Origin of the sequence: Sulfitobacter aestuariivivens (assembly GCF_014763045.1) — a bacterium.
GTDB classification, from domain to species: Bacteria; Pseudomonadota; Alphaproteobacteria; order Rhodobacterales; family Rhodobacteraceae; genus Sulfitobacter; species Sulfitobacter aestuariivivens.
In genome coordinates, this window is sequence record NZ_JACTAG010000001.1 from 33,259 (window position 1) to 58,401 (window position 25,143).

Annotated in this window: 21 protein-coding genes; 8 read left to right on the forward strand and 13 right to left on the reverse strand. The window is 59.5% G+C overall.

The genetic code is table 11. The features are described 5' to 3' along the window. Positions 1-138 precede the first annotated feature (138 nt). Both ileS and H9Q16_RS00170 read left to right on the forward strand, forming a co-directional pair. Positions 139-3,057 (forward strand): isoleucine--tRNA ligase, encoded by a 2,919-nt coding sequence (gene ileS / locus H9Q16_RS00165; RefSeq protein WP_191073374.1) that lies wholly within the window; start codon positions 139-141, stop codon positions 3,055-3,057. Between the two features lie 256 nt (positions 3,058-3,313). After that, positions 3,314-3,769 (forward strand): methylated-DNA--[protein]-cysteine S-methyltransferase, encoded by a 456-nt coding sequence (locus tag H9Q16_RS00170; RefSeq protein WP_191073375.1) that lies wholly within the window; start codon positions 3,314-3,316, stop codon positions 3,767-3,769. A 3-nt stretch (positions 3,770-3,772) separates the two neighbouring features. Here the strand turns inward: H9Q16_RS00170 and H9Q16_RS00175 are convergent, their stop codons facing one another. Together H9Q16_RS00175 and H9Q16_RS00180 are read right to left on the reverse strand one after the other, a co-directional pair. After that, the gene (locus tag H9Q16_RS00175) at positions 3,773-5,203 is read right to left on the reverse strand and encodes an MFS transporter (protein ID WP_191073376.1); all 1,431 of its coding nucleotides are present in this window, start codon (positions 5,201-5,203) and stop codon (positions 3,773-3,775) included. Between the two features lie 66 nt (positions 5,204-5,269). Continuing rightward, positions 5,270-5,965: a CDP-alcohol phosphatidyltransferase family protein gene (locus H9Q16_RS00180; RefSeq protein WP_191073377.1), complete on the reverse strand. Its 696-nt coding sequence runs from the start codon at positions 5,963-5,965 to the stop codon at positions 5,270-5,272. A gap of 423 nt (positions 5,966-6,388) precedes the next feature. On the opposite strand from H9Q16_RS00180, the gene H9Q16_RS00185 reads away from it, so the two are divergent. Further along, on the forward strand, positions 6,389-6,979 hold the full coding sequence (locus tag H9Q16_RS00185) for a GNAT family N-acetyltransferase (protein ID WP_191073378.1): 591 nt from the start codon (positions 6,389-6,391) through the stop codon (positions 6,977-6,979). A 205-nt stretch (positions 6,980-7,184) separates the two neighbouring features. Here H9Q16_RS00185 and H9Q16_RS00190 read toward each other — a convergent pair whose 3' ends face one another. Continuing rightward, entirely contained in the window at positions 7,185-8,243 is a 1,059-nt protein-coding gene (locus H9Q16_RS00190) for an acyltransferase family protein (protein ID WP_191073379.1), read from the reverse strand. A 426-nt stretch (positions 8,244-8,669) separates the two neighbouring features. On the opposite strand from H9Q16_RS00190, the gene rpmB reads away from it, so the two are divergent. From rpmB to H9Q16_RS00205, 3 genes are all read left to right on the forward strand, one after another. Then, positions 8,670-8,969, forward strand: coding sequence for a 50S ribosomal protein L28 (rpmB, locus tag H9Q16_RS00195; protein ID WP_191073380.1), 300 nt, complete (start codon positions 8,670-8,672; stop codon positions 8,967-8,969). A 106-nt stretch (positions 8,970-9,075) separates the two neighbouring features. Further along, positions 9,076-9,417 (forward strand): hypothetical protein, encoded by a 342-nt coding sequence (locus tag H9Q16_RS20550; protein WP_246455391.1) that lies wholly within the window; start codon positions 9,076-9,078, stop codon positions 9,415-9,417. Between the two features lie 35 nt (positions 9,418-9,452). Continuing rightward, a complete protein-coding gene (locus tag H9Q16_RS00205; protein ID WP_191073381.1) occupies positions 9,453-9,932 on the forward strand; it encodes a copper chaperone PCu(A)C in 480 nt (159 codons plus the stop codon). A gap of 12 nt (positions 9,933-9,944) precedes the next feature. On the opposite strand, the gene H9Q16_RS00210 is transcribed toward H9Q16_RS00205, so the two are convergent. Further along, positions 9,945-10,400 (reverse strand): DUF1489 family protein, encoded by a 456-nt coding sequence (locus H9Q16_RS00210; RefSeq protein WP_386260309.1) that lies wholly within the window; start codon positions 10,398-10,400, stop codon positions 9,945-9,947. A gap of 100 nt (positions 10,401-10,500) precedes the next feature. Between H9Q16_RS00210 and H9Q16_RS00215 the strand changes: the two genes are divergently transcribed. Beyond that, positions 10,501-13,068: an adenosylcobalamin-dependent ribonucleoside-diphosphate reductase gene (locus H9Q16_RS00215; RefSeq protein ID WP_191073382.1), complete on the forward strand. Its 2,568-nt coding sequence runs from the start codon at positions 10,501-10,503 to the stop codon at positions 13,066-13,068. Positions 13,069-13,091: 23 nt separating this feature from the next. Here the strand turns inward: H9Q16_RS00215 and ppk2 are convergent, their stop codons facing one another. Beyond that, positions 13,092-13,880: a polyphosphate kinase 2 gene (ppk2, locus tag H9Q16_RS00220; RefSeq protein WP_191073383.1), complete on the reverse strand. Its 789-nt coding sequence runs from the start codon at positions 13,878-13,880 to the stop codon at positions 13,092-13,094. A gap of 294 nt (positions 13,881-14,174) precedes the next feature. Between ppk2 and H9Q16_RS00225 the strand changes: the two genes are divergently transcribed. Next, the gene (locus tag H9Q16_RS00225; RefSeq protein ID WP_191073384.1) at positions 14,175-18,092 is read left to right on the forward strand and encodes an Ig-like domain-containing protein; all 3,918 of its coding nucleotides are present in this window, start codon (positions 14,175-14,177) and stop codon (positions 18,090-18,092) included. 29 nt (positions 18,093-18,121) lie between these two features. Here H9Q16_RS00225 and H9Q16_RS00230 read toward each other — a convergent pair whose 3' ends face one another. Genes H9Q16_RS00230 through H9Q16_RS00265 form a run of 8 tightly spaced genes read right to left on the reverse strand, consistent with a single transcriptional unit; the run spans position 18,122 to position 25,142 of the window. Further along, entirely contained in the window at positions 18,122-19,216 is a 1,095-nt protein-coding gene (locus tag H9Q16_RS00230) for an alpha-hydroxy acid oxidase (protein WP_191073385.1), read from the reverse strand. A gap of 1 nt (position 19,217) precedes the next feature. Continuing rightward, entirely contained in the window at positions 19,218-19,772 is a 555-nt protein-coding gene (comE, locus tag H9Q16_RS00235) for a sulfopyruvate decarboxylase subunit beta (protein WP_191073386.1), read from the reverse strand. Next, positions 19,769-20,275 (reverse strand): sulfopyruvate decarboxylase subunit alpha, encoded by a 507-nt coding sequence (gene comD / locus H9Q16_RS00240; protein ID WP_191073387.1) that lies wholly within the window; start codon positions 20,273-20,275, stop codon positions 19,769-19,771. Before comD ends, comE begins: the two co-directional genes overlap by 4 nt. A 46-nt stretch (positions 20,276-20,321) precedes the next feature. Then, positions 20,322-20,732 carry a universal stress protein gene (locus H9Q16_RS00245; protein ID WP_191073388.1) on the reverse strand — a complete coding sequence of 137 codons (411 nt, stop codon included), beginning with the start codon at positions 20,730-20,732 and terminating at the stop codon, positions 20,322-20,324. 30 nt (positions 20,733-20,762) lie between these two features. Continuing rightward, on the reverse strand, positions 20,763-21,743 hold the full coding sequence (locus H9Q16_RS00250; protein ID WP_191073389.1) for an alcohol dehydrogenase catalytic domain-containing protein: 981 nt from the start codon (positions 21,741-21,743) through the stop codon (positions 20,763-20,765). Next, positions 21,740-22,501, reverse strand: a complete 762-nt coding sequence (locus tag H9Q16_RS00255) for an SDR family NAD(P)-dependent oxidoreductase (protein WP_191073390.1) — start codon at positions 22,499-22,501, stop codon at positions 21,740-21,742. The genes H9Q16_RS00250 and H9Q16_RS00255 overlap by 4 nt, the downstream gene beginning before the upstream one ends. Then, a complete protein-coding gene (gene hisD / locus H9Q16_RS00260; protein ID WP_191073391.1) occupies positions 22,494-23,801 on the reverse strand; it encodes a histidinol dehydrogenase in 1,308 nt (435 codons plus the stop codon). The genes H9Q16_RS00255 and hisD overlap by 8 nt, the downstream gene beginning before the upstream one ends. 12 nt (positions 23,802-23,813) lie before the next feature. Beyond that, the gene (locus tag H9Q16_RS00265; RefSeq protein WP_191073392.1) at positions 23,814-25,142 is read right to left on the reverse strand and encodes a TRAP transporter large permease; all 1,329 of its coding nucleotides are present in this window, start codon (positions 25,140-25,142) and stop codon (positions 23,814-23,816) included. Position 25,143: the final 1 nt, after the last annotated feature.

The window sequence follows — 25,143 nt, forward strand, 5'->3', positions numbered from 1 at the left end:
ACCCGCCCCTTCGCGATCATCATTCGAATTATATCCCCGGCGCTCTGAGCTTTCCCAGACGCCGGGCCTGAAGGTGTTTGAGACCCCTCGCACCGCACTTTCCGCCATTCCCAGATGTTTGTTCAAAGGACGCCACCCATGTGCGCCGAGACCACCCCGAGACCTGACTACAAATCCACCCTGAACCTGCCCAAGACGGAGTTTCCCATGCGCGCGGGTCTGCCCCGGCGCGAGCCTGAGTGGCTGGCGCGCTGGGCACAGATCGGCGTTTATGACCGGCTGCGTCAGAAAAAGGGGCGGGAGCCCTTCACGCTGCATGACGGGCCGCCCTATGCCAACGGGCATCTGCACATCGGGCATGCGTTGAACAAGACCATCAAGGACATGATTGTGCGCAGCCATCAGATGATGGGGTTTGACGCGCGTTACATCCCGGGCTGGGATTGTCATGGCCTGCCCATCGAGTGGAAGATCGAAGAACAGTACCGCAAGAAGGGGCGCGACAAGGATCAGGTGCCGATCAATGAGTTTCGCGGCGAGTGCAGGGCGTTCGCGGCGGAGTGGGTTGACGTTCAGCGCGAGGAATTCAAGCGACTGGGGATCACGGGCAACTGGGACGACCCTTATCTGACGATGGATTTCCACGCCGAGCGGGTGATTGCCGAGGAATTCATGAAGTTCCTGATGAATGGCACGCTTTATCAGGGCAGCAAGCCTGTGATGTGGTCTCCGGTTGAGCAGACGGCGCTGGCCGAGGCGGAAGTGGAGTACCACGACAAGGAGAGCTTTACCGTCTGGGTGAAATTTCGCGTTGTGACGCCGGGCGATCTGGAGGGCGCGCAGGTGGTGATCTGGACCACGACGCCGTGGACGATGCCCTCGAACAAGGCGGTGGTTTATGGGGACGATATTTCCTACGGGCTTTATGAGGTGACGGCGACGCCCGAGGAATGCTGGGCGTCTGTCGGGGACCGCTATCTGCTGGCGGACAACCTGGCGGCGGATGTGCTGGGCCGTGCGCGACTGGAAGACGGCATGTGGACGCGCGTGCGCGATGTTCCCGCGTCCGAGTTGGCAGGCCTTGAGCTGGCGCATCCGTTGAAGGGGGCTGATGGATCTGACGGGGAGTGGGATGATAACCGTGATTTCCGCGCCGCTGATTTTGTCAATGATGACGAGGGCACGGGGTTTGTGCATTGCGCCCCCAGCCACGGGATGGAGGAATTCGAGCTTTACCGGGATCTGGGCATGCTGGAGCAGGTGATCACCTATAATGTGAACCCTGACGGGCGATTCCGCGATGATCTGCCGTTCTTTGGGGGTACTGCGATCCTCAAGCCGAACGGCAAGGAAGGCAATGCCAACAAAGTCATTATCGACAAGCTGGCCGAGGTCGGCGGGCTGCTGGCGCGCGGCAAGATCAAGCACAGCTATCCGCATTCGTGGCGTTCCAAAGCGCCGGTGATCTATCGCAACACGCCGCAGTGGTTTGCGGCGATCGACAAGCCTGTGGGTGACGGGCAGGACCAGCACGGAAAGACGATCCGTGAGCGCGCGCTGACGGAGATCGACAATGTGAACTGGGTGCCCAAATCAGGGCGCAACAGGCTGCATTCGATGATGGAAGTGCGGCCCGATTGGGTGTTGTCGCGCCAGCGGGCATGGGGGGTGCCGCTCACGTGCTTTACCAAAAAGGGCGCGTTGCCGACGGATGAGGATTTCCTGTTGCGCAACCCCCAGGTCAATCGGCGGATCACTTCTGCCTTTGAGGGAGAAGGGGCGGATGCCTGGTACGAGGACGGCGCCAAGAAGCGGTTCCTTGAGGGGATCGTGAATCCGGAAGACTACGATCAGGTGACCGATATTCTGGATGTCTGGTTCGATTCCGGATCGACCCACGCCTTTACCCTGCGTGACCGGCCCGACGGGACCGAAGACGGCATTGCGGACGTATACATGGAAGGCACCGATCAGCACCGCGGGTGGTTCCATTCGTCACTGCTGCAATCGGTCGGCACCACGGGCCGTGCGCCCTACCGAAATGTGGTGACCCACGGCATGACGCTTGATGAGAAGGGTTTCAAGCAATCTAAATCGCTTGGCAACATCACGCCGCCCAAGGACGTGATCAACCAATATGGCGCCGATATCCTGCGTCTTTGGGTGGCCCAGACCGATTACACTGCCGATCAGCGGATCGGGCCGGAAATCCTGAAAGGTGTGGCCGACAGCTATCGCCGGCTGCGCAATACCATGCGATATATGCTGGGCGCGTTGAATGATTTCAGCGAGAGCGACCGGGTCGAGCCGGCTGATATGCCGGAGCTGGAGCGTTGGGTGCTGCACCGGTTGACCGAGCTTGATGATGTTGTGCGCGATGGCTATGCGAAGTTCGACTTTCAAGGCGTTTTTCAGGCGGTCTTTACCTTTGCGACGCTGGATCTTTCTGCGTTCTATTTCGACATCCGCAAGGATGCGCTTTATTGCGATGGGGATACGCTGCGCCGTCGGTCCGCGCGGACGGTGCTGGATATCTTGTTCCACCGGCTGACGACCTGGCTTGCGCCCGTGCTGGTCTTCACCATGGAAGAGGTTTGGCTGGAGCGGTTTCCGGGCGAAGACAGCTCAGTACATCTGGTGGACATCCCTCAGACGCCCGACGCATGGCGCGATCCTGATTTGGCTGCCAAATGGGCCAAGGTGCGGGCCGCCCGGCGGGTGGTGACGGCGGCGCTTGAGGTGCAGCGGGTCGAGAAGGTGATTGGTGCCTCGCTTGAGGCGGCACCGATTGTGTATGTTGAGGACGCGGATCAGCGCGCGGCGCTTGAGAGTGTGTCGTTTGAGGATGTAAGCATCACCTCCGACATCACGGTCACTGGTGATCCTGCGCCCGACGACGCGTTTCGCATGGCTGAGACGCCGGGCGTTGCGGTCGTGTTTGCCAAGGCGGCGGGTGCGAAATGTGAACGTTGCTGGAAAGTGTTGCCGGATGTGGGGACACATGCGCATCCCGGCATCTGCAAACGCTGTGATGAGGCGGTCGGCGACGCGGCATGACCTCTGCTCAAGGTCTGTGACAGGCCTGTGTGATGTTCGGCATCTCTTGAGGTGGGCGTCTGCCGACCTGTCGGATTGAGTTTATTGGAAAGATGAAGCGACGACGTCCATGCTTCATCTTTCCGAAAAACTCAATTGCGACCGGTGAAGGAATGCGGAACGCTGTTGGGGCGCGCCTTCGGTAATGCCACATGTTGTCAGCACTTAGTGCAGGAATCGGATTGAGCGGTACGGGTTGTCGCGCCATGATGCCCTCATGAAACGCCGCAGTGTCGAGACTCAGTTTGGTCAATTGACCCTCACCGAAGAGGCGGGGGCAATTGTGGCTGTGGATTGGACGCGGGCGGAGCATTTGGATGCCTCTGAACTGCTGGACGAGGCTGCGCGGCAATTGGTGGCATACGACGCCGGGACATTGGAAGCTTTTGACTTACCGCTCAGCGTCAGGGGCAGCGCGTTTCAGCGCGATGTCTGTGCTGCCATGTCCGCGATCCGGTTCGGCTACACACGCACATACGGTGAGATTGCCAGTGAACTGGGCGTCCCGGCGCAAGCGGTGGGTCAGGCCTGCGGGGGTAACCCTATTCCGGTGATCATTCCCTGTCACCGGGTGATGGGGGCGAAGGGGCTTACGGGGTTTTCAGGGCGTGGCGGCGTTGAGACGAAGGTGGCGCTGCTCAGGCATGAAAGGGCGGCGGGGCTGTTGATCTGAGGATCATAGCGTGGCGTCGTAGGGGTGTTTGCGCACAAGTCCGACCATCGCGCCAAGGGCCAGCAAGGCCAGAGGCAGACAGCTTAGAAACAGCAGTTGCGCCACACGGGCCGCATCCTGTGCGGTGTCCATTTCAAGAAACCCTGTGGCATTGGCGATGATCCCGACAAAGGCAGCGCCCAAGGCATAGCCGATCCGTTGGACCGTGGGCATCGCGCCTGAGACGCGCTGCACTTCGTGCGCTGGAACAAGGGCTGTTACACGACGCAGGATGAAGGTCCAGGCCATGCCGAACCCGGCGCCTTCGACAAACGAGGCCACCGCGATCAGCCCGACCGGACCCGCGGGGACCGCATATGTGAAGCCGGCGATGCTGAGCGTTGTCAGGCTCATGCCCGCAATGATCCAATATCTGTCTTCGCGTTCTGGCCTGCCACTGATTGCGACGGCGGCAACGGTCCATCCGACGGATGAGGCGGCTACGATGTAACCGGCTGTCAAGGCTGACATATCGTGAACCACGGTCATCAGCAGAGGGCCGTAGGCCAACAGCGCGATGGTGGCCATCGAGATGAAGAACAACATCGACAAGGTGCCGCCGGTCGGGGTGGTCAGGTTCCAGGGTGCTGCGGGCAACATGCGGGTGGGCCCCGCGCGTCCGTCGCGCCACACGAACCAGATCAGGCAGGCCAGTCCGGCAAGGATCAGCACGGTTGTCCGTGCAAGTTCGACCCGCGCACCTCCAGCCGAAATCAGCACCACGGCGAGGCAGAGGACCAGCAGCCTGGCAAGCGGAAATCGGTTGGGTGTTTCTGCGTTTTGCGGTGCGACGGCCTCGGGACAGGACAGGATCCAGAGCGCCAGCAAACCGGCCTGCACCGTGAAAAACCAGAACCCGATGCGCCAGGTGGCGAACTCCACGAAAAGCCCGCCCAGCAGGGGGCCCAGGAACGCGGACATGCCCCAAAAGGCCGAAACCACCGCCATGACCCGCGCCCGGTAGCGGCGGTCAAAAAGCACACCTGCGGCCACGAAACCCAGCGCGACAAGACCACCACCCCCCAAACCCTGCAGGGCGCGGCCCAGCAAAACACCCTCCATCACCGGGCTGAGGGCACTGGTGGCGCAGCCCAGAGCAAAGAATGCGGCAGCCCCGGCCATCGGGCGGCGCAGGCCATAGCGCATCGATAAAAGCGCACTGGCAGCACCGGCCACGACCGATCCGATCTCGTATATGGAGACCGTCCAGCTGACCAGTGCCGCACCGCCAATGTCAGCCACCATGGCGGGCAGCATCGTGGCCACCACGAGGCTGTCGGCGGCATGCAGCCAGACCGCAAGGCACACCAGGAGAAGGGCGGCAGTGTTGCCGCTGCGCAGAAATTCCCGCCAGGAGACATGTTCGGGAAGGGGAGAAGGGACAGTGTTTTCCATCGGGCCATCGCGTTGTTTTGACCCTTGATGCAGGCTCAACCCCGGTTGAGGTCAAGCGCAATTTTCTCAGCCATCCGGACCGTAGAGCAATTGCTGAATTCCGCCGGCCAACACCAGATAGACGCTGGTGATCATCAGGCCCCAGTGCGCCCAGCTTTGGGGATGGAAATCGACCCAGGCCGCCCAGCCCGCAAAGGCCGTCCAGGCCAATGCTGCGGGCAATGTCACACTGCGCCAGCGTTCGGTACGGACCGGATGCACGAATTTGATCGGCACGAACATGGCGGCGGACAACACCATCACCACCAGCAGGCAGACCCACCAAGCGGGCGACAAGGCAAAGAGCACCAGCACCAGCATATTAAAGCAGCCCGGGAACCCGGAGAAGGAATTATCCTGTGTTTTCATGCGCGTATCCGCGAAATAGAGCGCGGAGGCGAAGGTCACGATGATGATCATGAGCCACCCGCTCCACCCGTCCATCAGACCTGACGTGAAGAGCGCGAAGGCGGGTATGAAGACATAGGTGAGGTAGTCGATGATAAGATCAAGCAGCACACCGTCGAATTCAGGCGCGTTCGTCTTGACGTCGTATTTGCGCGCCAGCGGTCCGTCGATGCCATCGACAAAGAAGGCCACGACCAGCCACAGAAACATCAGATCGTATTCGCCATCGACCGCAGCGAGCATTGCCAGCATGGCGAAAACGGCGCCTGTGGCAGTGAAGAGATGGACGAGCAAGGCTTTGAGACGAATAGACATGACCGCCTGTTTCGCAAATTGGCGAAAGGGAGGAAAGGGAAAAGTCGGGGAGTGTATGGCGAATGAGACGGAGGTTCAGCGCGGTGTTCGTGTTGCCGGGGCGAAAGACGCGGGTGGAGAGTTCAATGGGATCCGGTCTGTCGAAATCAGCGCCGTTGCGTGCCGGGGCGATGCAACGCGCGGTGGGGGCGTTCCGGGAAATTGTCTAGAATCACTTTGTTAAACCTTATTTATATGGAAATCGGGGCATCGGTTTCACGTCGGTATAAGGTCGGCATTGCGTCGGTGCCAGGTCGGTAAAGTGGGGTGATTTACGGACCGGGCGGTGCGTTGAGGTTTATTGGAGGTCCGGTTTGAGGCCATACGTACCATATCTTGACTCAGCCCTAAACCTCCGGTCATTTTCTGCAGAGGGGTGGTAGGATGCAGTTGGAATTCGAAAGTGAAAGGCTTTGTTTTCGCCCGCTTAGAGCAGATGACATTGATTTGGAAATTGCACTTTGGACGGACTTCGAAGTTGCCAGGTACATCACTGGCAAGGTTTCCACGGTTGAGGAAGTCAGAGGGTTAATGCCCCTCGTGACACAAAGGGCTGGCAGGGGCTGCATCGGCATTTGGTGTCTCACTGACAAATCAACGCAGGAGAAGATTGGGCACGCTTCGCTCCTCCCCATGCCAGTCGAAGCGGAAGACACCGAATTCGAACTCCTTGACAGCGAAGACTGGCCTGATCGGAACATAGAGATTGGATTTGTGCTCAGGCCGGTTTTCTGGGGGGTAGGGTATGCCACAGAAGCGTGTACTCGGTTGCTTGAGTTCGCATTTAGCGAGACCATGCTGAACGCCGTATTTGCAACAACGGATGATGAAAACCACGCGTCTCAAAACGTTCTCACGAAATCTGGTATGCGTGCAGTCGGACCAGTTCGCGCTTTTGCCGGTGAGTATCCTGGCTATAAGGTAATGCGAGAAGACTGGGTATCTGAAAAAGGCCTAAACAGCCCCAAAGTATGACGGCCAAGAAGTTTGCTGGTTCCACCTGGCTGACCTTGAACTGAACATGCAGAACGGTCGTTTCGTCCGCCAAGCCGCCTTTTAGGGCATCTTAGTTGCCTGCAAACCTGATCGAAAGCGTCGGATGGCCGCAATGGGCCCGAGGCTGACACCCTTACATGCTCTTGTTCGAAACAGCTTCCCGTGCCCCATTTGACTGTGCCAACTACGTTGTTCGCTTGTAGTGCTTGCGATAACGCAAGGGTGGAAGTTCAATCAAACGGAAACTGATAAAGGCGAATGGCACAAAGCACAGGAAGCATATGAGGGATGCAGCAAAAACCATAGGAAATGAAGAGAGCGCAATAACATCCGAGTTGATTTGGTTCGCAAACCGAAAGACTACGAAAAAGTGTAAAAGGTAGATTGAGTATGAACAGGCCCCGATCTTTGCGATGACTCCCGACAATCCCTTATCTTTCATTTTAAACGAGGTATCGTACCACGCGATAAGAGCGGCGAAAGTGAGACCAATGATCGACGGATGAATAATCCATATAGGGTTTTCCGAGGGGTACACACCCATTCGATAAAACCCTCCTAGACTATCGAAACCCCACATATAGACCAGTAAGCCAATCCCGATGAGAGCGGCATTTAAGTGGCGCCCTGCCATCCATTCCCGCGTCTTGAACGCGAAAATACCAAGAACGAACTGATCAATTCCTCCAACGATGGTCCAGTAGGCAAAAGACTGAACAGTTCCCGCTTCCCACCACCAGAGTATGCGAAATCCCATCGAAACAACCAAAACGAGCAAGATGTTCGCTGGTCGTTTGGAAGAGATTGCGAGCAACAAAGGTAGGATTAGATAGAAATGAAGCTCAACCGCGATTGACCATCCTCCATTTGGCCAACTCGGAAGCACAAAACCTCTGGCCAACTGAATCAGGTAGCCGCCAGCAGAGTTCGCGTCGTGTTTCATCAATCCGACGACAGCAAAAGCGACGATAAGAAGAGGGAAAAGTCTGAGAACCCTGTTCCATAGGAATGGGATGTATCTAATTTGCTGACCGTCGAGCAGCTTGGCAAATAGGTACCCACTCAAAGTCATAAACATCGCGACGCCCACGTGCCCTTCGGCGAGGATCGAAAACGGAAAAGCTTCCGGTCCATTCAGATGACCGTCGTTCACATGGTTGAAGTGCCATGTAAAAACGACAAAAGCCGCTAACGCTCGAACGTGATCCAATCCGACGAAATACTCTCCTTGAGTTGCTTTCACTGCGAGTGCTCTTGCAATTGGTGCTACTCGTGGTTTTTCTCTGATGTACGGACGTAATGCTTAGAAATCCTGAGATTCCCGAAAGTAAGGTTGGGATTGTTGCAAAAATGTACCCGACAGATATGACCTGCGGGTCTGCGACCGAAAATGCCGAGCGAAGGCTTCGTCCGCAAAATAGCCCTTCCCACCATCCCGTGTCGGGATGGGCCAAGGTGGGGGCACCGTTGAATGGCGGCTGGATCGCGTGGTACGGTGCTGGATGCCCGGGGGATCGCCTGGAAAACGCCCGGGCAGGGTGGCAAACCGCGCTTGACGGCTTTGGCGATTCCCCTTAAAGCCACCAGACAAGTTTCCGGGCAGCCCAGCGCTGCCCCTTTTACGTGGTGCGCCGCCCCGGGCTGGCCCCAGAACCAAGAGGATGAACCGATGAGCCGCGTTTGCGAATTGACCGGAAAAGGCCCGATGTCGGGCAACAACGTGAGCCACGCCAACAACAAGACCAAGCGTCGCTTTTTGCCCAACCTAAACGACACCACGCTGCAATCCGAAGCATTGGGCCGGTCGTTCAAGCTGCGTATCTCTGCGGCGGCCCTGCGGTCGGTTGACCACCGTGGTGGGCTGGACAAGTTCCTGGCCAAAGCGAAGGACAGCGAACTGAGCGCCAATGCGCAGAAGATCAAGAAGGCGATCAAGAAATCCGGCATGGAAGCTGACGCGCTGACATAAAGCCGTCCTTATTGGCCGAAAGATATGCGACCCCGGTGCAGAGATGCGTCGGGGTCGCGTCGTTTTGTCCCTCGCAGCCCGGCGCGAAGAGGCATAAACAGACCGCATGATGCGTCACCTCACCACCCTGCTGCTGGCCCTAATGCTGGCGATTACCAGCCAGTCGATGGCAGTGGCGCGCGGTGCGTCTGCGGCGTCGGGGCAGATGGTTATCTGCACGGGCACCGGACCCGTGGCGGTTTTTGTCGATGCGCAAGGGCAGCCGACACAGGCACCGCATCTGTGCCCCGATGCGACGCTGCAGGTGCTGACGGATCTGGACATGTCCGGGCCGCACTGGATCGGCGTTGATCTGGGGGCTGATCTGTCTGGGGTTCATCCCGAGCGACTTTACCTGTCTCAGGGGTGGCGTGGCCCACCCAGCCGGGGGCCGCCTTTGGACGTCTGACCATTGCTCTCAGACGAAACCAAAGGATCAAACACATGCTATTGAAACGACCTTTCGCTGCGGCTGCCGTCGCACTTTTGTCCCTGTCCGCGCCTTTGCTGGCTGACGGGATCATGATCAAGGACGCCTATGTGCGGTCCTCGACACCGTCATCGCCCACGGGCGCGGCATTTATGGTGCTGATGAACAATGGGGATGTGGCGGATCGCCTGATCAGCGCCACTTCGGATGTGGCAAAACGGGTGGAGCTGCATACCCACATGTCAGACGACAATGGCGTGATGACAATGATGGAGATCGAAGACGGAATTCTGCTGGAAGCCGGTGGCACGCACACGCTCAGGCGCGGTGGCGATCATGTGATGTTCATGGGGCTTGCCGCGCCCTTGGTGCAGGGTGAGGAAATCACGGTGACACTGACGTTCGAGACTGCGGGCGAGATTGAAGTCACGATCCCGGTTGACCACGCACGCAAGCCCGATCACGGCGCGATGAACCACGGGGATGACAGCTAAACGGGCAAGGCCCTATAGAACGCCGATTTCGGCAAGCGCCCTGTTCAGTTCTGTGGGCAGGGCGGTTTCGCCCGTCCGGTCGGCGCGCAGATCGGGTGGGGCGTCGGTCGCTTCAAGATAGCGCCAGCCCTGAAAGGGGCGGCGCAGGGCCGGGGAGACGCGGATGATGTCGGGGGCCAGCACGATGGCGCAGCGGCGGATGCCATCCGCGCCGATGACCTCGTCCAGGCGCAGGACATTCTGGCGGCACAGGACCTCGCCCTTGATGACCCAATAGATGGACCCGCCGTTGAGGATTTCCGCCGCGCGTTTCGGCCACATGCGGGTGACATGACGGGGCAGGCCGTCTTTGGTTTGGGCGCGTTTGTTGGCGTGCCAGGCTTGCAGGCCTTCGACGCTTTCGGTGCCGACGCTCAGCTTGATCAGGTTGACGGCTTTGCCCACAGGCTTACCCACTTTCTTGTCCACAGACTCACCCCTGAGCCACGATATAGGGTAGTGGATTGCCGCGATAATGCAAACTGTGGTAGGTTGTCGCTTCCCCCGTTGCAAACCGAAAGAATCGATCATGTCTGCCTTTGCTGCCCCCATTGCCGAACAGATCTGGGACATGAAGTATCGGTTCAAAGATGCGGGTGGCACCCCAAAGGATGCCACAGTCGAAGACACTTGGCGGCGCATTGCGCGGGATCTGGCACAGGTGGAGCAGGATCCGAAAGCTTGGGAAGAGCAGTTTTATGAGGCGCTGGAGGGGTTCAAGTATCTGCCAGCAGGCCGCATCACGGCCGGGGCAGGCACAGCGCGGCGGGTGACGTTGTTCAACTGTTTTGTCATGGGCACGATCCCCGACGACATGGGCGGCATTTTCGACATGCTGAAAGAGGCAGCACTCACCATGCAGCAGGGCGGTGGCATCGGGTATGATTTCTCGACCATCCGGCCCAAGGGCGCGGATGTGAAGGGCGTGAGTGCGGATGCCTCTGGCCCGCTGTCGTTCATGGACGTCTGGGATGCGATGTGCCGCACGATCATGTCGGCGGGGTCGCGCCGGGGTGCGATGATGGCGACGATGCGGTGCGATCATCCGGACATCGAGGATTTCATCGGTGCAAAGTCAGACCCCGCGCGTCTGCGGATGTTCAACATGTCCGTATTGGTCTCGGATGCGTTCATGGAGGCGGTCAAGGCCGATGCGGCCTGGGAGCTGATTTTTGACGACAAGGTCTACCGCACGGTTCAGGCACGCGATCTGTGGAACCGGATCATGCAGGCGACCTTCGATTTTGCTGAACCGGGGGTGATCTTTATCGACCGGATCAATCAGGCGAATAATCTGAATTATTGCGAGACGATTTCGGCGACGAACCCGTGCGGCGAACAGCCGCTGCCGCCCTATGGGGCCTGTTTGCTGGGGTCGGTCAATCTGGCCCGGTTGGTGTCCGAACCCTTCAGTGACGCGGCCGGGTTGGATGAAGACGCGCTGGTCCGGCTGGTCACGACCGCGGTGCGGATGATGGACAATGTGGTGGATGTGTCGAAGTTCCCGCTGGAGGCGCAGGCGCAGGAGGCGCAGGCCAAGCGGCGGATCGGGCTGGGAGTGACCGGGTTGGCGGATGCGCTGCTGATGACCGGTCTGCGTTATGGCAGCGACGCGGCCGCCGCACAGACCGAAGCTTGGATGAAGAAGATCGCCCGTGCGGCCTATCTGGCGAGTGTTGATTTGGCGAAGGAGAAGGGGGCGTTCCCCCTGTTCGATGCCGAAAAGTTTCTGGCTTCGGGCACCATGCAGCAGATGGATGAGGATGTGCGCGACGCGATCGCGGCGCACGGTATTCGCAATGCCTTGCTGACCTCCATCGCGCCCACCGGGACGATCAGCCTTTATGCTGGCAATGTCTCAAGCGGGATCGAGCCGGTCTTTGCCTATGCCTATACCCGCAAGGTGCTGCAAAAGGATGGATCCCGCACCGAAGAAGAAGTTGTGGATTACGCCGTGCAGATGTGGCGCGATCTGAAGGGGGATGCCGCACTGCCGGATTACTTCGTCAACGCCCAGACGCTGGCCCCGCTGGATCACGTCAAGATGCAGGCCGCAGCGCAAAAGTGGATCGACAGCTCTATCTCCAAGACGATCAATTGCCCTGAAGATATCTCTTTCGAGGATTTCAAGGACGTCTACATGGCGGCATGGGATCAGGGGTGCAAGGGCTGCACGACGTATCGGCCCAATGATGTGACGGGGTCGGTTTTGAGTGTGGCGGAGGACAAACCGGTGCTGGCAAGCAGTGCTGAGCGATTGCAGAGCGCGTTCGGGCAGTCTGGGTTCGGCAGTCAAAAGGAGCTTGCCGACGCAAGTGGTGTCGATCCCACTTCACTTGGGAAGTACCTCAAGGGGGGAGAGCCTTCCAAAGAGAACGCAAAGAAATTGGCCAAAACCCTGGGGGTGAGTGCTGGATGGTTGCTTTTTGGTGATACATCCGAAACCGTCTCGCCCGGCCCAGAGGCCGGGCAGCCCCCGACCGCCCCCATGGGCGGGGGCTTTGCCCCCACCCGCGGTCGGGGGCTGCCCTCGGAGCAGGAGGTGGTGGAAGATGCGAACGCGGGCGACGTCATCTACATGTCCGAACCTTTGGATCGTCCCAACGAGCTGGAAGGCAATACCTACAAGGTCAAGTGGCCGGACAGCGAGCACGCGCTTTATATCACCATCAATGACATTGTGCTGAACGGGCATCGTCGGCCCTTCGAGGTGTTCATCAATTCAAAGAACATGGAGCATTTCGCCTGGACCGTCGCGTTGACCCGGATGATTTCTGCGGTGTTCCGGCGTGGCGGGGATGTGTCGTTTGTGGTCGAGGAACTGAAGGCCGTGTTCGATCCGCGTGGTGGCGCGTGGATGAAGGGCAAATACATTCCGTCGATCCTTGCGGCGATCGGCGGGGTGATCGAACAGCACATGATCGTTACCGGTTTCATCGCCGGCGAGGGGCTGGGTCTGAAAACCGATCCGCAGGCGCAGGTGGTTGGCCTTGAGGCGCCGCGCGGCAAGGCCTGTCCGTCATGTGGTCAGTATGATTTGCGCATGGTCGAGGGCTGCATGACCTGCGGAGCCTGCGGCCATTCCAAGTGCGGATGATCTGACGCGCAGCGCAGGGGCGGCTAGAGATCCTTGTGTATCTCGGGAACAAAGGTCTGATCTGCCATTGGCGGACGGACATAGCCGCGTTGTGCGGGCCTTTCTTCCAGCACCACAGGCTCGTGCTGAACTTCTTCGTAGGGGATCAGGGACAGCAGGTGGCTGATGCAGTTGAGGCGCGCGTGTTTCTTGATGTCGGATTCCACCACGTACCACGGGGCCTGCTTGATATCCGTGTGCGCGAACATGTCGTCCTTGGCCTTGGAATAATCGACCCAGCGCTTGCGGCTTTCCAGATCCATTGGGCTGAGCTTCCACTGTTTTGTGGGATCGGTCAGGCGCTTTTGAAAGCGGCGTTCCTGTTCTTCGTCACTGACGGAGAACCAGTATTTGATCAGCTGAATGCCGGATCTGACCAGCATGCGCTCGAATTCGGGACAGCTGCGCATGAATTCCTTGTATTCTTCGTCGGTGCAGAAGCCCATGACGCGTTCAACGCCGGCCCGGTTGTACCATGAGCGGTCGAAGATGATGATCTCTCCGGCTGCGGGAAGGTGGGCGACATAGCGTTGGAAGTACCACTGGGTTTTCTCGCGCTCTGTCGGGGCGGGCAGGGCCACGACCTGGCAAATCCGCGGGTTCATCGCCTCAGTGATGCGCTTGATCGTGCCACCCTTACCTGCGGCATCTCTGCCCTCAAAGATGATGGCGACCTTGTGGCCGGACACCTTGACCCACTCTTGCAGTTTCACAAGTTCGATCTGCATCTGCGCGAGTTCCGCCTCATAGGCGGCGTTTGAGATTTTGGACATGGTCGTTCCCTATCGTCTGGCCCCGGTGTTGAAACCGGATGATGCACTATTGCGGCGTTAAACGCGAATTTTCTGCTGTGCGGCTGGAATTTGCGGTGGCGTGCGCAGAGCCGGGATCGGGCTAGCGCAGTGCTTTTCAGGGGCCCGCAGTCAGCCCCACCCAACAGAGCGCCGTAATTCGGCGAACCAATTAACACATTCTTGACAAGATACGCGCACATTTGAGGCAAATATTCAGATTACTTCACGTCGACGCCACACTTCGAATCTGCTGCACAAGGACGTCCCGCGACAATGCGCAAGTTATTCCCCTCGCCCGCCAACAGAAATCCCTTTGCCTTTCCCGAAAACCTTCCCGCTGCCTCTGACGAGGCCCTCCCGGACATCGTGGCAGAGGCGATGCCGGTGGTTGAAAGCATGGACATTGGGAGCTTGGCGAAGGAAGGCGAAGCGCCCGATGAGGCGCCTGCGCCTGTCGACATGGCGGCAACGGTTCTTGACGACCCCGATCACGGGCATGAACACGACCATGAGCATGAACATGAAGAAGAGGATCATGCACATGTCTCCGGCCCGGGATCAGACAAGGCAGCGCACCGGGCGGCTGATTTCCATACCGCGGCTGAGGCGATCGAGGCGCATATGCCCGACCACGCGGCAGGTGCGGCGCACGGGCATGGCGTGACGGCCCTTTCGCATCACGAAGATGATTTGCATCCCGGACACATCCACGTGCGGGACGAGGGCAACGAAGGGTATGTACCTGGGGCTGATCCTGCGACCGAAGATGGCGGCGGGACGACAAGTGACGGATCCGCGGCCATTCTGGGCGATATGGCGGATTATCTGTCCAGTGGGTACTGGACGCGCAACGGCAGCACGATTGAAACGCGCTTTCACAACGTCGGCACCACGGGCAATGACCCCAATGATGGGGTGCTCTATTTCAACGTGTCAGGCTATGTGGATGATCTGGACGGGCTGACCTCAGCACGCGCCTTCCTTGTCCGGGAGGCTTTCAATCTCTTTGGGGCGACCCTTGGCATTGAGTTTCGCGAGACCACGTCGACGGACACAAGCGTCGTAGATTTCTTTTTCTCCGATGACGAAAGCGGGGCCTATGCCGGGTCAAGCTATTGGAGCAACGGGGAGATCAACTATTCCTATCTGAACATCGCGGCGGGATGGTCAGGTGGCACGTCGACCTATGACGACTATACGTTCCAGACGATCCTGCACGAGATCGGGCATGCGCTGGGCCTGGGCCATCAGGGCCCCTACAACGGGTCGGCGTCTTACGGGACAGACAACACGTTTGAGAACGACAGCTGGCAGGCGTCGATGATGTCCTATTTCAGCCAGACCGAGAACACGTCGATCAACGCATCCTATGAATTCCTTCAGACGCCCATGGCGGTGGACTGGATGGCGCTGAACGATCTTTATGGCTCACAGGGGTACGGCACCTTCAACGCGTTTACCGAGAACACGGTCTGGGGGTTCAACACGACGATCACCTCTGAAGTGTCGGATGTCTGGGCGAACTTTGCCAGTTTCGGCAACCGGACCGCGTCGACCATCGTGGATGGCGGTGGGATCGATACGCTTGATCTGTCGGGCTATGCCAACAACACACTGATCAATCTGGCCCCGACGGACCGTGCTGATACGACACCGTCGCTGTCCAACATCGGCGGACGCATCGGCAACCTTGCCATGGCCGAGGGAACGATCATTGAAAACGCTATTGGCGGTGCGGGGAACGAGACGTTCATCGGCAATGCGGCGGACAACACGATGACCGGGAACGGCGGCAATGATACATTCGAGGACAGTGCCGGTGCGGATACCTATCTGGGGGGCGCGGGCGTTGATACGGTGTCATTCGGCCAGGCATTCGGGACCTATACGTTCAACGTTTCCGGGGTGTTCCTGCAGGTCATCAACGTCGTTATGGATATCGTTGAGAACACGGTCGAATGGCTGACATTCACCGATGCAACCTATTCCTGGGCAGAGATTGCCGGTGGGGTTTCACCCAACACCGCGCCCGTCGCAACGGCCGATGGTGCCAATGTTGACGAAGACGGCACCGTATCCGGCAATGTGTTGTCGAATGACAGCGATGCGGACGGTGGTGTGCTGAGCGTTGTTGCCGTGAACGGGCAGGCGGGCAACGTAGGTCAGCAAATCACGCTGGCATCCGGGGCGCTTGTGACGCTGAATGCGAACGGCACGTACAGCTATGTTACGAATGGCGCGTTTGATGCGCTGAACGACGGTGAGACGGCGCAGGACAGCTTTACCTATCAGATCAGCGATGGGCAGGGCGGGAGCGATCAGGCGACCGTGACCATTACCGTTGACGGGGCCACGGGCAATGTCGCCCCGGTGGCGGTGAACGACACCGCCGGTGTGGCCGAAGACGCGACGGTCTCTGGCAATGTGCTGAGCAATGACAGCGATGCAGACGGTGGTGTGCTGAGCGTTGTTGCCGTGAACGGGCAAGCGGGCAACGTTGGTCAGCAGATCACGCTGGCATCCGGGGCGCTGGTGACGCTGAATGCGAACGGCACGTACAGCTATGATACGAACGGCGCGTTTGATGCGCTGAACGACGGCGAGACGGCGCAGGACAGCTTTACCTATCAGATCAGCGACGGGCAGGGCGGGAGCGATCAGGCCACCGTGACCATCACCGTTGACGGCGCCACAGGCAATGTCGCACCGGTGGCGGTCAATGACACCGCGACCGTGGCCGAAGACGGCACGATTGCCGGGAATGTCCTGTCGAATGATACTGACGGCAATGGCGATGGGTTGAGTGTTGTGTCCGTGAACGGTCAGGCAGCATTTGTGGGTCAGCAGATCACGTTGGCATCCGGGGCGCTTGTGACGCTGAACGCGGACGGCAGCTATGACTATGACCCCAACGGCGCGTTCGAGACGCTTAACACTGGCGAGACCGCGTTGGACGGCTTTACCTATGGCGTTTCAGACGGAAATGGCGGGACAGATACTGCCAGTGTTGCCATCACTGTCGAGGGGGTCTCTCCGCCTATGGTTGCGACACCTGTTCTGGTCGATTTCGAAACCGCACCGCTGGGCGATTTCGCCGGGTTGGACGGCGTCGATGCGACGGGCCTTGTGGTCGCCGCTGGTACGGCCATAACCGGTGCACGATATGCCCAATCGGACGGGTTCACTCTGGTTGCCACCGATGAAGACTTTGATCTGAACAGCCTCACGCTGCAGTCAATCGATGGTCGGGTGCGGATCAGTATCGAGGCCTGGGATGATGGCATCCTTGTGGCCACTCAGAACGTGAATGTGAGGCCGGGACGGACTGTCGAAGTGTCCTTTGGCCCCAGCTTTGACAGCATTGACGAAGTGCGGGTGTCTGCCAACGGGACGTTCAATATCGATGATATTGGTTTGACAATTCTGTCACCGGTCGGACCAGGTGATGTCGTGAATCCGATCGCGGTCAACGACAGTTTTGAGACCAGCGAAGCGGACGTCGTCAGTGGCAATGTTCTGGCAAATGATGACGATCCCGACGGCGGCACGCTGTCTCTGGTTTCGGTTGAAGGGGATGATTCCGGCACGGTTACGTTGGTTTCGGGCGCGCAGGTCAGCTTTGCCAGCGATGGCACCATAAGCTATGACCCCAACGGCGCGTTTGACGCACTTTACGATGGCCAGACCGCGCAGGACAGCTTTTCCTATGCGATATCGGACGGACAGGGGGGCACCGCACAGGCCATTGCTACGATCAATATCGCAGGCGCCGGCGATCCGCCGGTTCCGCCCACAGCGATCAGCCTTGGGTTTGAGGGAACGGTGATTGGCGGGATGATTGAGGAAGACGGATTCATCTTCAACGACGTCACGACGAGCACAGCCAGTCCCGGCGTGGCCTCAGGTGCGCAGGCCGTGCAGAGCATCGGCAACAGCATCACGTTTGCGCAGGCCGATGGCGAAAATTTCGATCTGGAACAAGCGGTTCTGACGGCTGTTTCGGGGCGCAACATCCGTGTTCAGGTCGAGGCTTATGATGACGGCATCCTTGTCGCGATGGACAGTATCCGTATTCGTGACAACCGTGACACGACGATCAATTTCAACGATGCCGAGTTTGGTAACGTCGATCAGATCGTTTTCACGGCGGAGGGGGGGCTGATCCTGGATGATGTGCTGGTCTTTGCCTGATTGCCACCGCGGATGCGCCGGTCGCGCGGTCAGGTCAGGCCCGTGCGCCCGGTTTGTGCCATGGCGGAAGAGAGTTCATCGCTGAAGACATCCCAAAGCTGGTTCAGACCGGCTTCACCTCCGGCGGCCATCGCAAATTGCAGCGCGCGCCCGAAGAAGGTGAAATCTGCCCCTGCATTCAAGGCTTTGAGCACGTCTTCGCCGGATCGCAGACCGCTGTCATAAAACAGGGGAAAGTCAGCGCCGACCGCTTTGCGGATCTGCGCCAGTGCGGTAATGGGGGCCGGTGCGCTTTCCAGTTGGCGTGACCCGTGGCTGGAGACCTGAATGGCATCCACAGCGGCGTTCTTTAGCGACAGGGCATCGTCAGCATTGAGCACGCCCTTGACCACCAGCTGGCCGGGCCACATATCCCGAAGCTTTGCCAGGGTGTCCCAGTCAGCCCGCGCACGGCTTTCCGTGCGGTCAAACGAATAGCCGCTCATCTGGAAATTCGCCATCTGCGGTTTGCCAGCGGCCAGTTGGGTCAATGACCACTGCGGGTGCAGGGCAAAGTCGACAAATTGGCGGGGGCCGATGGAAAAGGGCATCTTGAAGCCATGGCGCAACTCGCGCGGGCGGCGGCCGACCTCTGGCACGTCCACGGTCAGGACCAGGGTTTCATAGCCCGCTGCTTTGGCCCGGTCGACCAGTTTGAACGTGCCTTCGCCGTCGCCTGAAAAATAGAGCTGGAACCAGGCATGACCCTGCGCCACCTCAATGATCTTTTCGAGGGGTGTCGACGCCACGGTGCTGACGCCGTGGGGCACCTGATACTTTGCGGCAAGCCGCGCCAGCATCAGGTCGGCCCCGGGCCATGACAGGTTGCACATGCCCATGGGCGCGATGCCGAAGGGCCGCTGGGCCGCCGCTCCGAAGATGTTGGTGGCAAGGCTGCGATCCGAGACATTGCGCAAAATGCGCGGCTCCAGCGTCAGGGCGTCAAGGGCCGCACGGTTACGCGCGGCCCCGGTTTCGTTTCCCGCCGCCCCGTCGATGTAATCAAACACCATCCAGGGCAAGCGCCGTTTTGCCAGCCGCCGCGCATCCTGTGCGGAATGGATATGCGCGGCGTTTGATATCATGTCAGGAAGCGACCGCTTCCATGAAGCGATGGCGGATGACAACCGGATCGAGCGTGATCACCGGCAGCTTGATGTTGCCGCTGTCGCATTTGCAGACGATGATGGTCATCTCATCGCTGTCGATGGCGTCCTGCAAAACGGGACCAAGATCCTTGTCCTGCACTTCGATCACATTGTCACACCCGCACGCCTTTGCAACCGCCGTCAGCGAGGTCTTTTTGCCCGCGTAGGTCGGCTGATCGCCGGTGGAGCCGTAAGAGCCGTTGTCGATGATCAACAGCGTGTAGTTGCCCGTCGCGTTGTTGGCGATTGTTGGCAGGGTGCCGAGGTTGGTCAGCACAGAGCCGTCGCCGTCGATCGAGATCACCGGCTTGTCCTGCGCCAGCGCCAGACCAAAGCCGATGGAAGACGACAGGCCCATCGTGCCGAGCATGTAGAAGTTGCGTTCGTTGTCGTCGATCATGTGCAATTCCTGGCTTGGCAAGCCGATGTTGCAGACAACAAGGTGCGGGTTCAGGATGGGTGCGATTTCTTTGAGAATTTCAGAACGGATCATTGGTCGCCGTAGCCTCCCCAGAAGTTGGCATCGGTCAGGATGGCAACGGGTTTGTTGGACATGAAGGTGTACTTTAGGATGTTGTCGAATTCCTCGACATCCTTTTGCCAGTGAAAGTGGTAGGTCGGGATGTTGAGCTGTGCCAGCAGCGCCTTGGTATGCACGGCCATCTCGACCTGACAGGCGACAGGTTCGCGCAGTTCGCCGCGATACGAAATCAGCATCGGCAGGGGCATGCGGTAGAACTGGGTCAGCGTTGCCAGTGTGTTCAGCGTCACACCAAGTGCTGTGTTCTGCATGATGATCATCGGGCGTTTGCCACCCATGAAGGCGCCGGCGCACAGGCCCATACCTTCGTCTTCCTTGTTGGAGGGAATGTGGAAGATTTCATCGCGGTTTTCGACTTCGTCAATGACACCGGCCAGTTGCTTGCAGGGCACGGTGGTCACAAAGGAGACGTCGTTGGCGACAAGATCGTCTACGATCTTCTTGTCGATGTTCATGTCTGTGATTGCCTTTCGAGGGAGCGCGGGTGCGCGTTGGTGAGACTTAGGAGCTTCGGTAAACGTGGACGGCGCAGGGCGCATGGCGCACCACACGCGCCGCGGTGGAGCCCAGCAGGTAATCGCTGAAACCCGGTTTGTGCGAACCCATCACGATACAGTCCACCTGATGGTCGGCAGCATAATCGATGATCGAGCGATAGGTGTGGCCCACAACCATTTCGGCAGTGACACCATCAAGATGTTCGGTTTTTGAGGCCAGATCGGCCCGCGCCCGGGCCATGGCTTCCTTTTTGACCTCTTCATCCACATAGGCCTGAACGGAGCCCTGCGGTGCCTCATAGACATGCAGCGCAATGATCTGGCCAGTACCGCCTGTCAGGGCTTTCGCGACCTCAAGCGTGTTCGGGGACACGCCGTGATCAAGCGCCATGGGAACGAGTATCTTCTTATACATGATCTATCTCCTTAATATGCGCGTCTGATATCAGGCCCAGGGGTCCAAGATGATTTTCGGTGCGGCAACCGCTCCGGCCCGCAGCTGCTTGAACGCTTCAGCGCCGTCGGCGAGGGAACGGTGATCGGTCCAGTCAAGCGGGCCCAGCCGTCCATCAAAGATTGCGGCGGCGGTGTCGCGAAAGTCTTGGGCGGTATAGGTGTAGGTGCCGATGAAGGTCACTTCCTGAAGGGTATAGCGGCGCACGTCCACCCCGCCGTCGTCCTGTCCCAGACCGACATGGGCGATCACACCGCCGGGCTGCACATTCTTTGACGCCGTCGCGCGGGTTGCGGCATATCCGACAGCGTCGATGATCATCGGGTAGGTGTCTGTCACGGATGCCACGGCGCTTTGCCCGCATGTCTCAATGAGCAGGGCGCGACGGGCCTCGTTTGGCTCGGCGATGGTGACGTCGTCCAACCCCATGGCCCGAAGAGCCAGCGCCGCGGCAAGGCCGATGGCACCGCCGCCCAGAACCAGAGCCCGGCGGTCCATTGACGGATGCAGGGCCTCAAGGGCAAGGCGTACCGTGTGCCAACTGACAGCGAGCGGTTCGGCAAGCGACGCCTTGGTCAGCGGCACGTCCTGCGGCACCTCGACCAAATTGCGGTCGGGCATGGCGATGTATTGTGCAAAAGCGCCCTCGCGCGGCTGCATTGAGATGATCTGGCGGTCGGGGCACAGGTTTTCGCGCCCGCCCAGACAGGCAGGGCAGGCCATGCAGGTCACCAGCGGGTTCACGGTGACGCGGGCACCGTCGCGGGGGCCGCCCTGAATGACGCCCGCTGCTTCGTGCCCAAGGATCAGCGGGGCCGGGCGGCGCGCGTCATGGCCCAGATAGGCATGCATGTCGGAGCCGCAGATGCCCACGGCGGCGACCTTGATCAGATGCTCGCCCGGCAGGGGCACCGCATCAGGCACGTCCCGGTATCCAAGCGTTTCCACACCGTCATACACCAAAGCCTTCATTTCGCGGTGAACCCCCCGTCAACCATCAGCACCTGCCCGGTGACATAGCTTGACGCCTCAGAGCATAAAAAGAGCACGGGGCCGTCGATGTCTTCAAGTCGTCCGTTGCGCCCCATACAGGTTTGCGCCGCATTGCGGCTGGCGCGGTCAGGATCATCAAAAACAGCTGCGGTCAGCTCTGTCGGGAAGAACCCCGGACCGATGGCGTTTGCGGTAATGCCGAAGGGGGACCAGGCCTCTGCCATGGCGCGGGTCAGCTGGCCGATACCGGCCTTGGTCGCACCGTAAGCGATGCCGCCCGGAAAAGCCCGGGTGGTCTGCAGGGAGGCGAAGTTCACGATCCGGCCCCAGCCCTTTTCCTTCATGGCCGGGACAAGGGCCTGACTGAGAAAAAACGGCGCAGAGAGGTTGAGGGCCAGCGTCTGGTCCCAGCGCTCTGGTGTGACGTCATCGGCCGCTTGGCGCGTGTTGATGCCCGCCGCGTGGATGACAATGTCAGGTGCACCAAAAGGGGCCGCGATCCTGCGAGCGAGTTCCGGGATATTTGCCCTGTCTGCAACATCCGCCGCAAGACCGGCGGCACCCGGGCCGATCTCATCGCACAAGCTATCGAGGGCATCGGATCGCCGGGCAACGCCGACAACTTTTGCCCCGGCGCCCGCCAGTGCAATGGCCGCGCGGCGGCCAAGACCCGAGCTGGCGCCTGTGACACAGGCCACCTTGCCGCTCAGGTCAAAGAGGGTGCTTTGCTCAGCCATCCGCCGTCAGATCAAAGGTTTCATCGGGGAAATACTTGGCCAGACGCACATCAGCGGCGCGGGCGTGGCCTTCCATCCCTTCAAGGCGTGAGATCCGCGCTGTCGCAATCGCGACGTTCTTGGAGGCTTCTTGCGTGGCACGCTGCCATGTCACGATCTTCATGTACTTGTGCACGGACAGACCTCCCGTGTAGCCCGCGGCACCGGAGGTGGGCAGCACGTGGTTGGTGCCTGACGCCTTGTCACCGTATGACACGGTGGTTTCCTCGCCCAGAAACAGAGAGCCATAGCAGGTCAGGTTTTCCAGCCACCAGTCCAGATCGTCGGCCATCACCGTCAGGTGCTCTGGTGCGTATTCGTCGCTGCATTTCGCCATATCGACGCGGTCGGCACAGACGATAACTTCGGCATAGTCGCGCCATGCGGCAAACGCGTTGTCACGGTTGAGTTCTGGCAGATCTTCGATCAACTCGGGCACGCGTTTCATCACGTCTTCGGCCAGCGCGCGGTCATCGGTTACAAGCCAGACGGGCGAGTTGTATCCGTGTTCGGCCTGCGAGACGAGGTCGGTCGCCACGATGTGCGCATCAGCGGTTTTATCCGCAAGAATCAGGCTGTCGGTGGGTCCGGCGATCATGTCGATCCCGACGCTGCCAAAGAGGATGCGCTTGGCTTCGGCGACGAATTGATTGCCGGGCCCGACGAGGATGTTGGCCTGGGGCAGATCAAAGAGGCCATAGGTCATGGCCGCGACACCCTGCACCCCGCCCATGGCAAGGATCTTGTCCGCGCCGCAGATGTGCGCGGCATAGACGATGGCCGGGGCCACGCCTGTCTCAGGACGCGGCGGAGAGCAGGCGGTGATGTGCTTGCAGCCCGCGACCTTGGCGGTGGTGACGGTCATGATGGCGCTGGCGATGTGGCTGTAGCGCCCGCCGGGCACATAACAGCCCGCCGCATCGACAGGAATTGCCTTTTGACCTGCGACATAGCCCGGCTGGATCTCCATCTCGACATCCGCGACGGTGCTTTTCTGCAGTTCGGCAAACCGCTTGACGTTGTCATGCGCAAACCGAATGTCGGCCTTGAGTTTTTCCGGTACCAACGCGCAGGCGGCGTCGATTTCGTCGGCCGTCAGCAGGACGTTGCCTTCGTATTTGTCGAACTTGGCGGCATACTCCCTGGCCTTTGCGTCGCCTCCGGCCTTGATATCGTCAAGGATCGAAACAACGGTTTCATGCACATCCGACGCGCCGGAGGCGGACGTCAGCGTTGCTTTCTTGAGATAGTCGCGAGTCATGTAGGGGGTGTCCTATTTATAGATATCTGGAAGAAGGGTTGTCGACACAGCCGGAACGTAAGCGATGAACAACACGATCACAAACATACACAGCACGAAGGGAACCGCGCGCACCGCAATTTTGAGGATCGATTCACCGGTGATGCCCGACACGACGAAGAGGTTGAGCCCAAGGGGCGGTGTAATGAAGCCCACGCCCAGGGCGGTGATCATCATGATGCAGAACTGGATCTCGTTCATCCCGATGTTTTCGGCCAGGGGCTGAAGGATCGGTGCAAGGATCACGATATTGGGCGTTGTTTCCATCACGCAGCCCGCTGCAACGAGGATCCCGATCATCAGGAGGATAAGGACCCAGGGTTCGTTCGTCAGGCCTGTGACAGAGGTCACGAAACCTTGCGGTACCCCCATGATCGCGAGTGCTTCGGCCAGGGGGGCCGAAAAGGCGATGATGGGGAGGATCACACCGTTGACCTTGGCCGAACTGACCAGCATCGCCGGGAAATCCGCCCACTTGAGCGTGCGCAGGATGAACCCCATGCCGATCGTGACGACAACGGCTGTCGCGCCGGCCTCTGTCGGGGTCAATCGGCCCGAGAAGATGCCGTAAAAGATGATGCCGGGCACGATAAAGGCATACCAACCGGATTTCAGAGAACGGCCCAGATTGCCCAACCACTCGCCCATGGTCAGATTGCCGCCGCCCTCATAGGCATAGATGCGGTTCACGACGAGGTTTGTGATCAGGATTGCAAAAAGAATGCACAGGCCCGGGATCAGCGCGGCCAGAAACAGTGTCGAGGCGGATATGCCCAGCACAAGGCCAATAATGATGTAGGCAATGGACGGTGGGATCAGGATGCCGGTACAGGCACCAGCAGCCACAAGGGCGCAGGCGTAGGGCCGGGGGTAGCCCGCCTCTACCAGACGCGCGATGGTCATGCGGCCCACGGCAGCAGCACCCGCCGCGTCCGATCCTGAAATGGCCGCGAACATGCCGCACACCAGTACGGTGGCAGAGCCAAAGCCGCCCTTGGTAAAGCAGGTTAGCGCCTCGGCCACGTCCAGAAACTTGCGACTGAGACCGGTTCGGACCAGCACGTCACCGGTGAGGATGAAGAGCGGGATCGCGGTCAGAGCGAAGGCGTCGATGCCGGTGAAGAGCCGTTCACCAACCAGCGACAGCGGCAGATCGCCCGACATGAGAAGCATCAGGATCGCGGAGGATCCGATGGCGGCCCAGACAGGAACGGCCAGGGCGATGAGGCCGATGAAGATGAGCACCGGCAGGTAGAAATCCCACCCAAGCTCAACCGTTTGCGCGACAGTATTCCAAAGCATA

Excerpts from the sequence above, each read along its gene's own strand:
- ileS (WP_191073374.1), top strand. The coding sequence starts at position 139 with ATGTGCGCCGAGACCACCCCGAGACCTGACTACAAATCCACCCTGAAC.
- H9Q16_RS00170 (WP_191073375.1), top strand. The coding sequence starts at position 3,314 with ATGAAACGCCGCAGTGTCGAGACTCAGTTTGGTCAATTGACCCTCACC.
- H9Q16_RS00175 (WP_191073376.1), bottom strand. The coding sequence starts at position 5,203 with ATGGAAAACACTGTCCCTTCTCCCCTTCCCGAACATGTCTCCTGGCGG.
- H9Q16_RS00180 (WP_191073377.1), bottom strand. The coding sequence starts at position 5,965 with ATGTCTATTCGTCTCAAAGCCTTGCTCGTCCATCTCTTCACTGCCACA.
- H9Q16_RS00185 (WP_191073378.1), top strand. The coding sequence starts at position 6,389 with ATGCAGTTGGAATTCGAAAGTGAAAGGCTTTGTTTTCGCCCGCTTAGA.
- rpmB (WP_191073380.1), top strand. The coding sequence starts at position 8,670 with ATGAGCCGCGTTTGCGAATTGACCGGAAAAGGCCCGATGTCGGGCAAC.
- H9Q16_RS20550 (WP_246455391.1), top strand. The coding sequence starts at position 9,076 with ATGATGCGTCACCTCACCACCCTGCTGCTGGCCCTAATGCTGGCGATT.
- H9Q16_RS00205 (WP_191073381.1), top strand. The coding sequence starts at position 9,453 with ATGCTATTGAAACGACCTTTCGCTGCGGCTGCCGTCGCACTTTTGTCC.
- H9Q16_RS00215 (WP_191073382.1), top strand. The coding sequence starts at position 10,501 with ATGTCTGCCTTTGCTGCCCCCATTGCCGAACAGATCTGGGACATGAAG.
- ppk2 (WP_191073383.1), bottom strand. The coding sequence starts at position 13,880 with ATGTCCAAAATCTCAAACGCCGCCTATGAGGCGGAACTCGCGCAGATG.
- H9Q16_RS00225 (WP_191073384.1), top strand. The coding sequence starts at position 14,175 with ATGCGCAAGTTATTCCCCTCGCCCGCCAACAGAAATCCCTTTGCCTTT.
- H9Q16_RS00230 (WP_191073385.1), bottom strand. The coding sequence starts at position 19,216 with ATGATATCAAACGCCGCGCATATCCATTCCGCACAGGATGCGCGGCGG.
- comE (WP_191073386.1), bottom strand. The coding sequence starts at position 19,772 with ATGATCCGTTCTGAAATTCTCAAAGAAATCGCACCCATCCTGAACCCG.
- comD (WP_191073387.1), bottom strand. The coding sequence starts at position 20,275 with ATGAACATCGACAAGAAGATCGTAGACGATCTTGTCGCCAACGACGTC.
- H9Q16_RS00245 (WP_191073388.1), bottom strand. The coding sequence starts at position 20,732 with ATGTATAAGAAGATACTCGTTCCCATGGCGCTTGATCACGGCGTGTCC.
- H9Q16_RS00250 (WP_191073389.1), bottom strand. The coding sequence starts at position 21,743 with ATGAAGGCTTTGGTGTATGACGGTGTGGAAACGCTTGGATACCGGGAC.
- H9Q16_RS00255 (WP_191073390.1), bottom strand. The coding sequence starts at position 22,501 with ATGGCTGAGCAAAGCACCCTCTTTGACCTGAGCGGCAAGGTGGCCTGT.
- hisD (WP_191073391.1), bottom strand. The coding sequence starts at position 23,801 with ATGACTCGCGACTATCTCAAGAAAGCAACGCTGACGTCCGCCTCCGGC.
- H9Q16_RS00265 (WP_191073392.1), bottom strand. The coding sequence starts at position 25,142 with ATGCTTTGGAATACTGTCGCGCAAACGGTTGAGCTTGGGTGGGATTTC.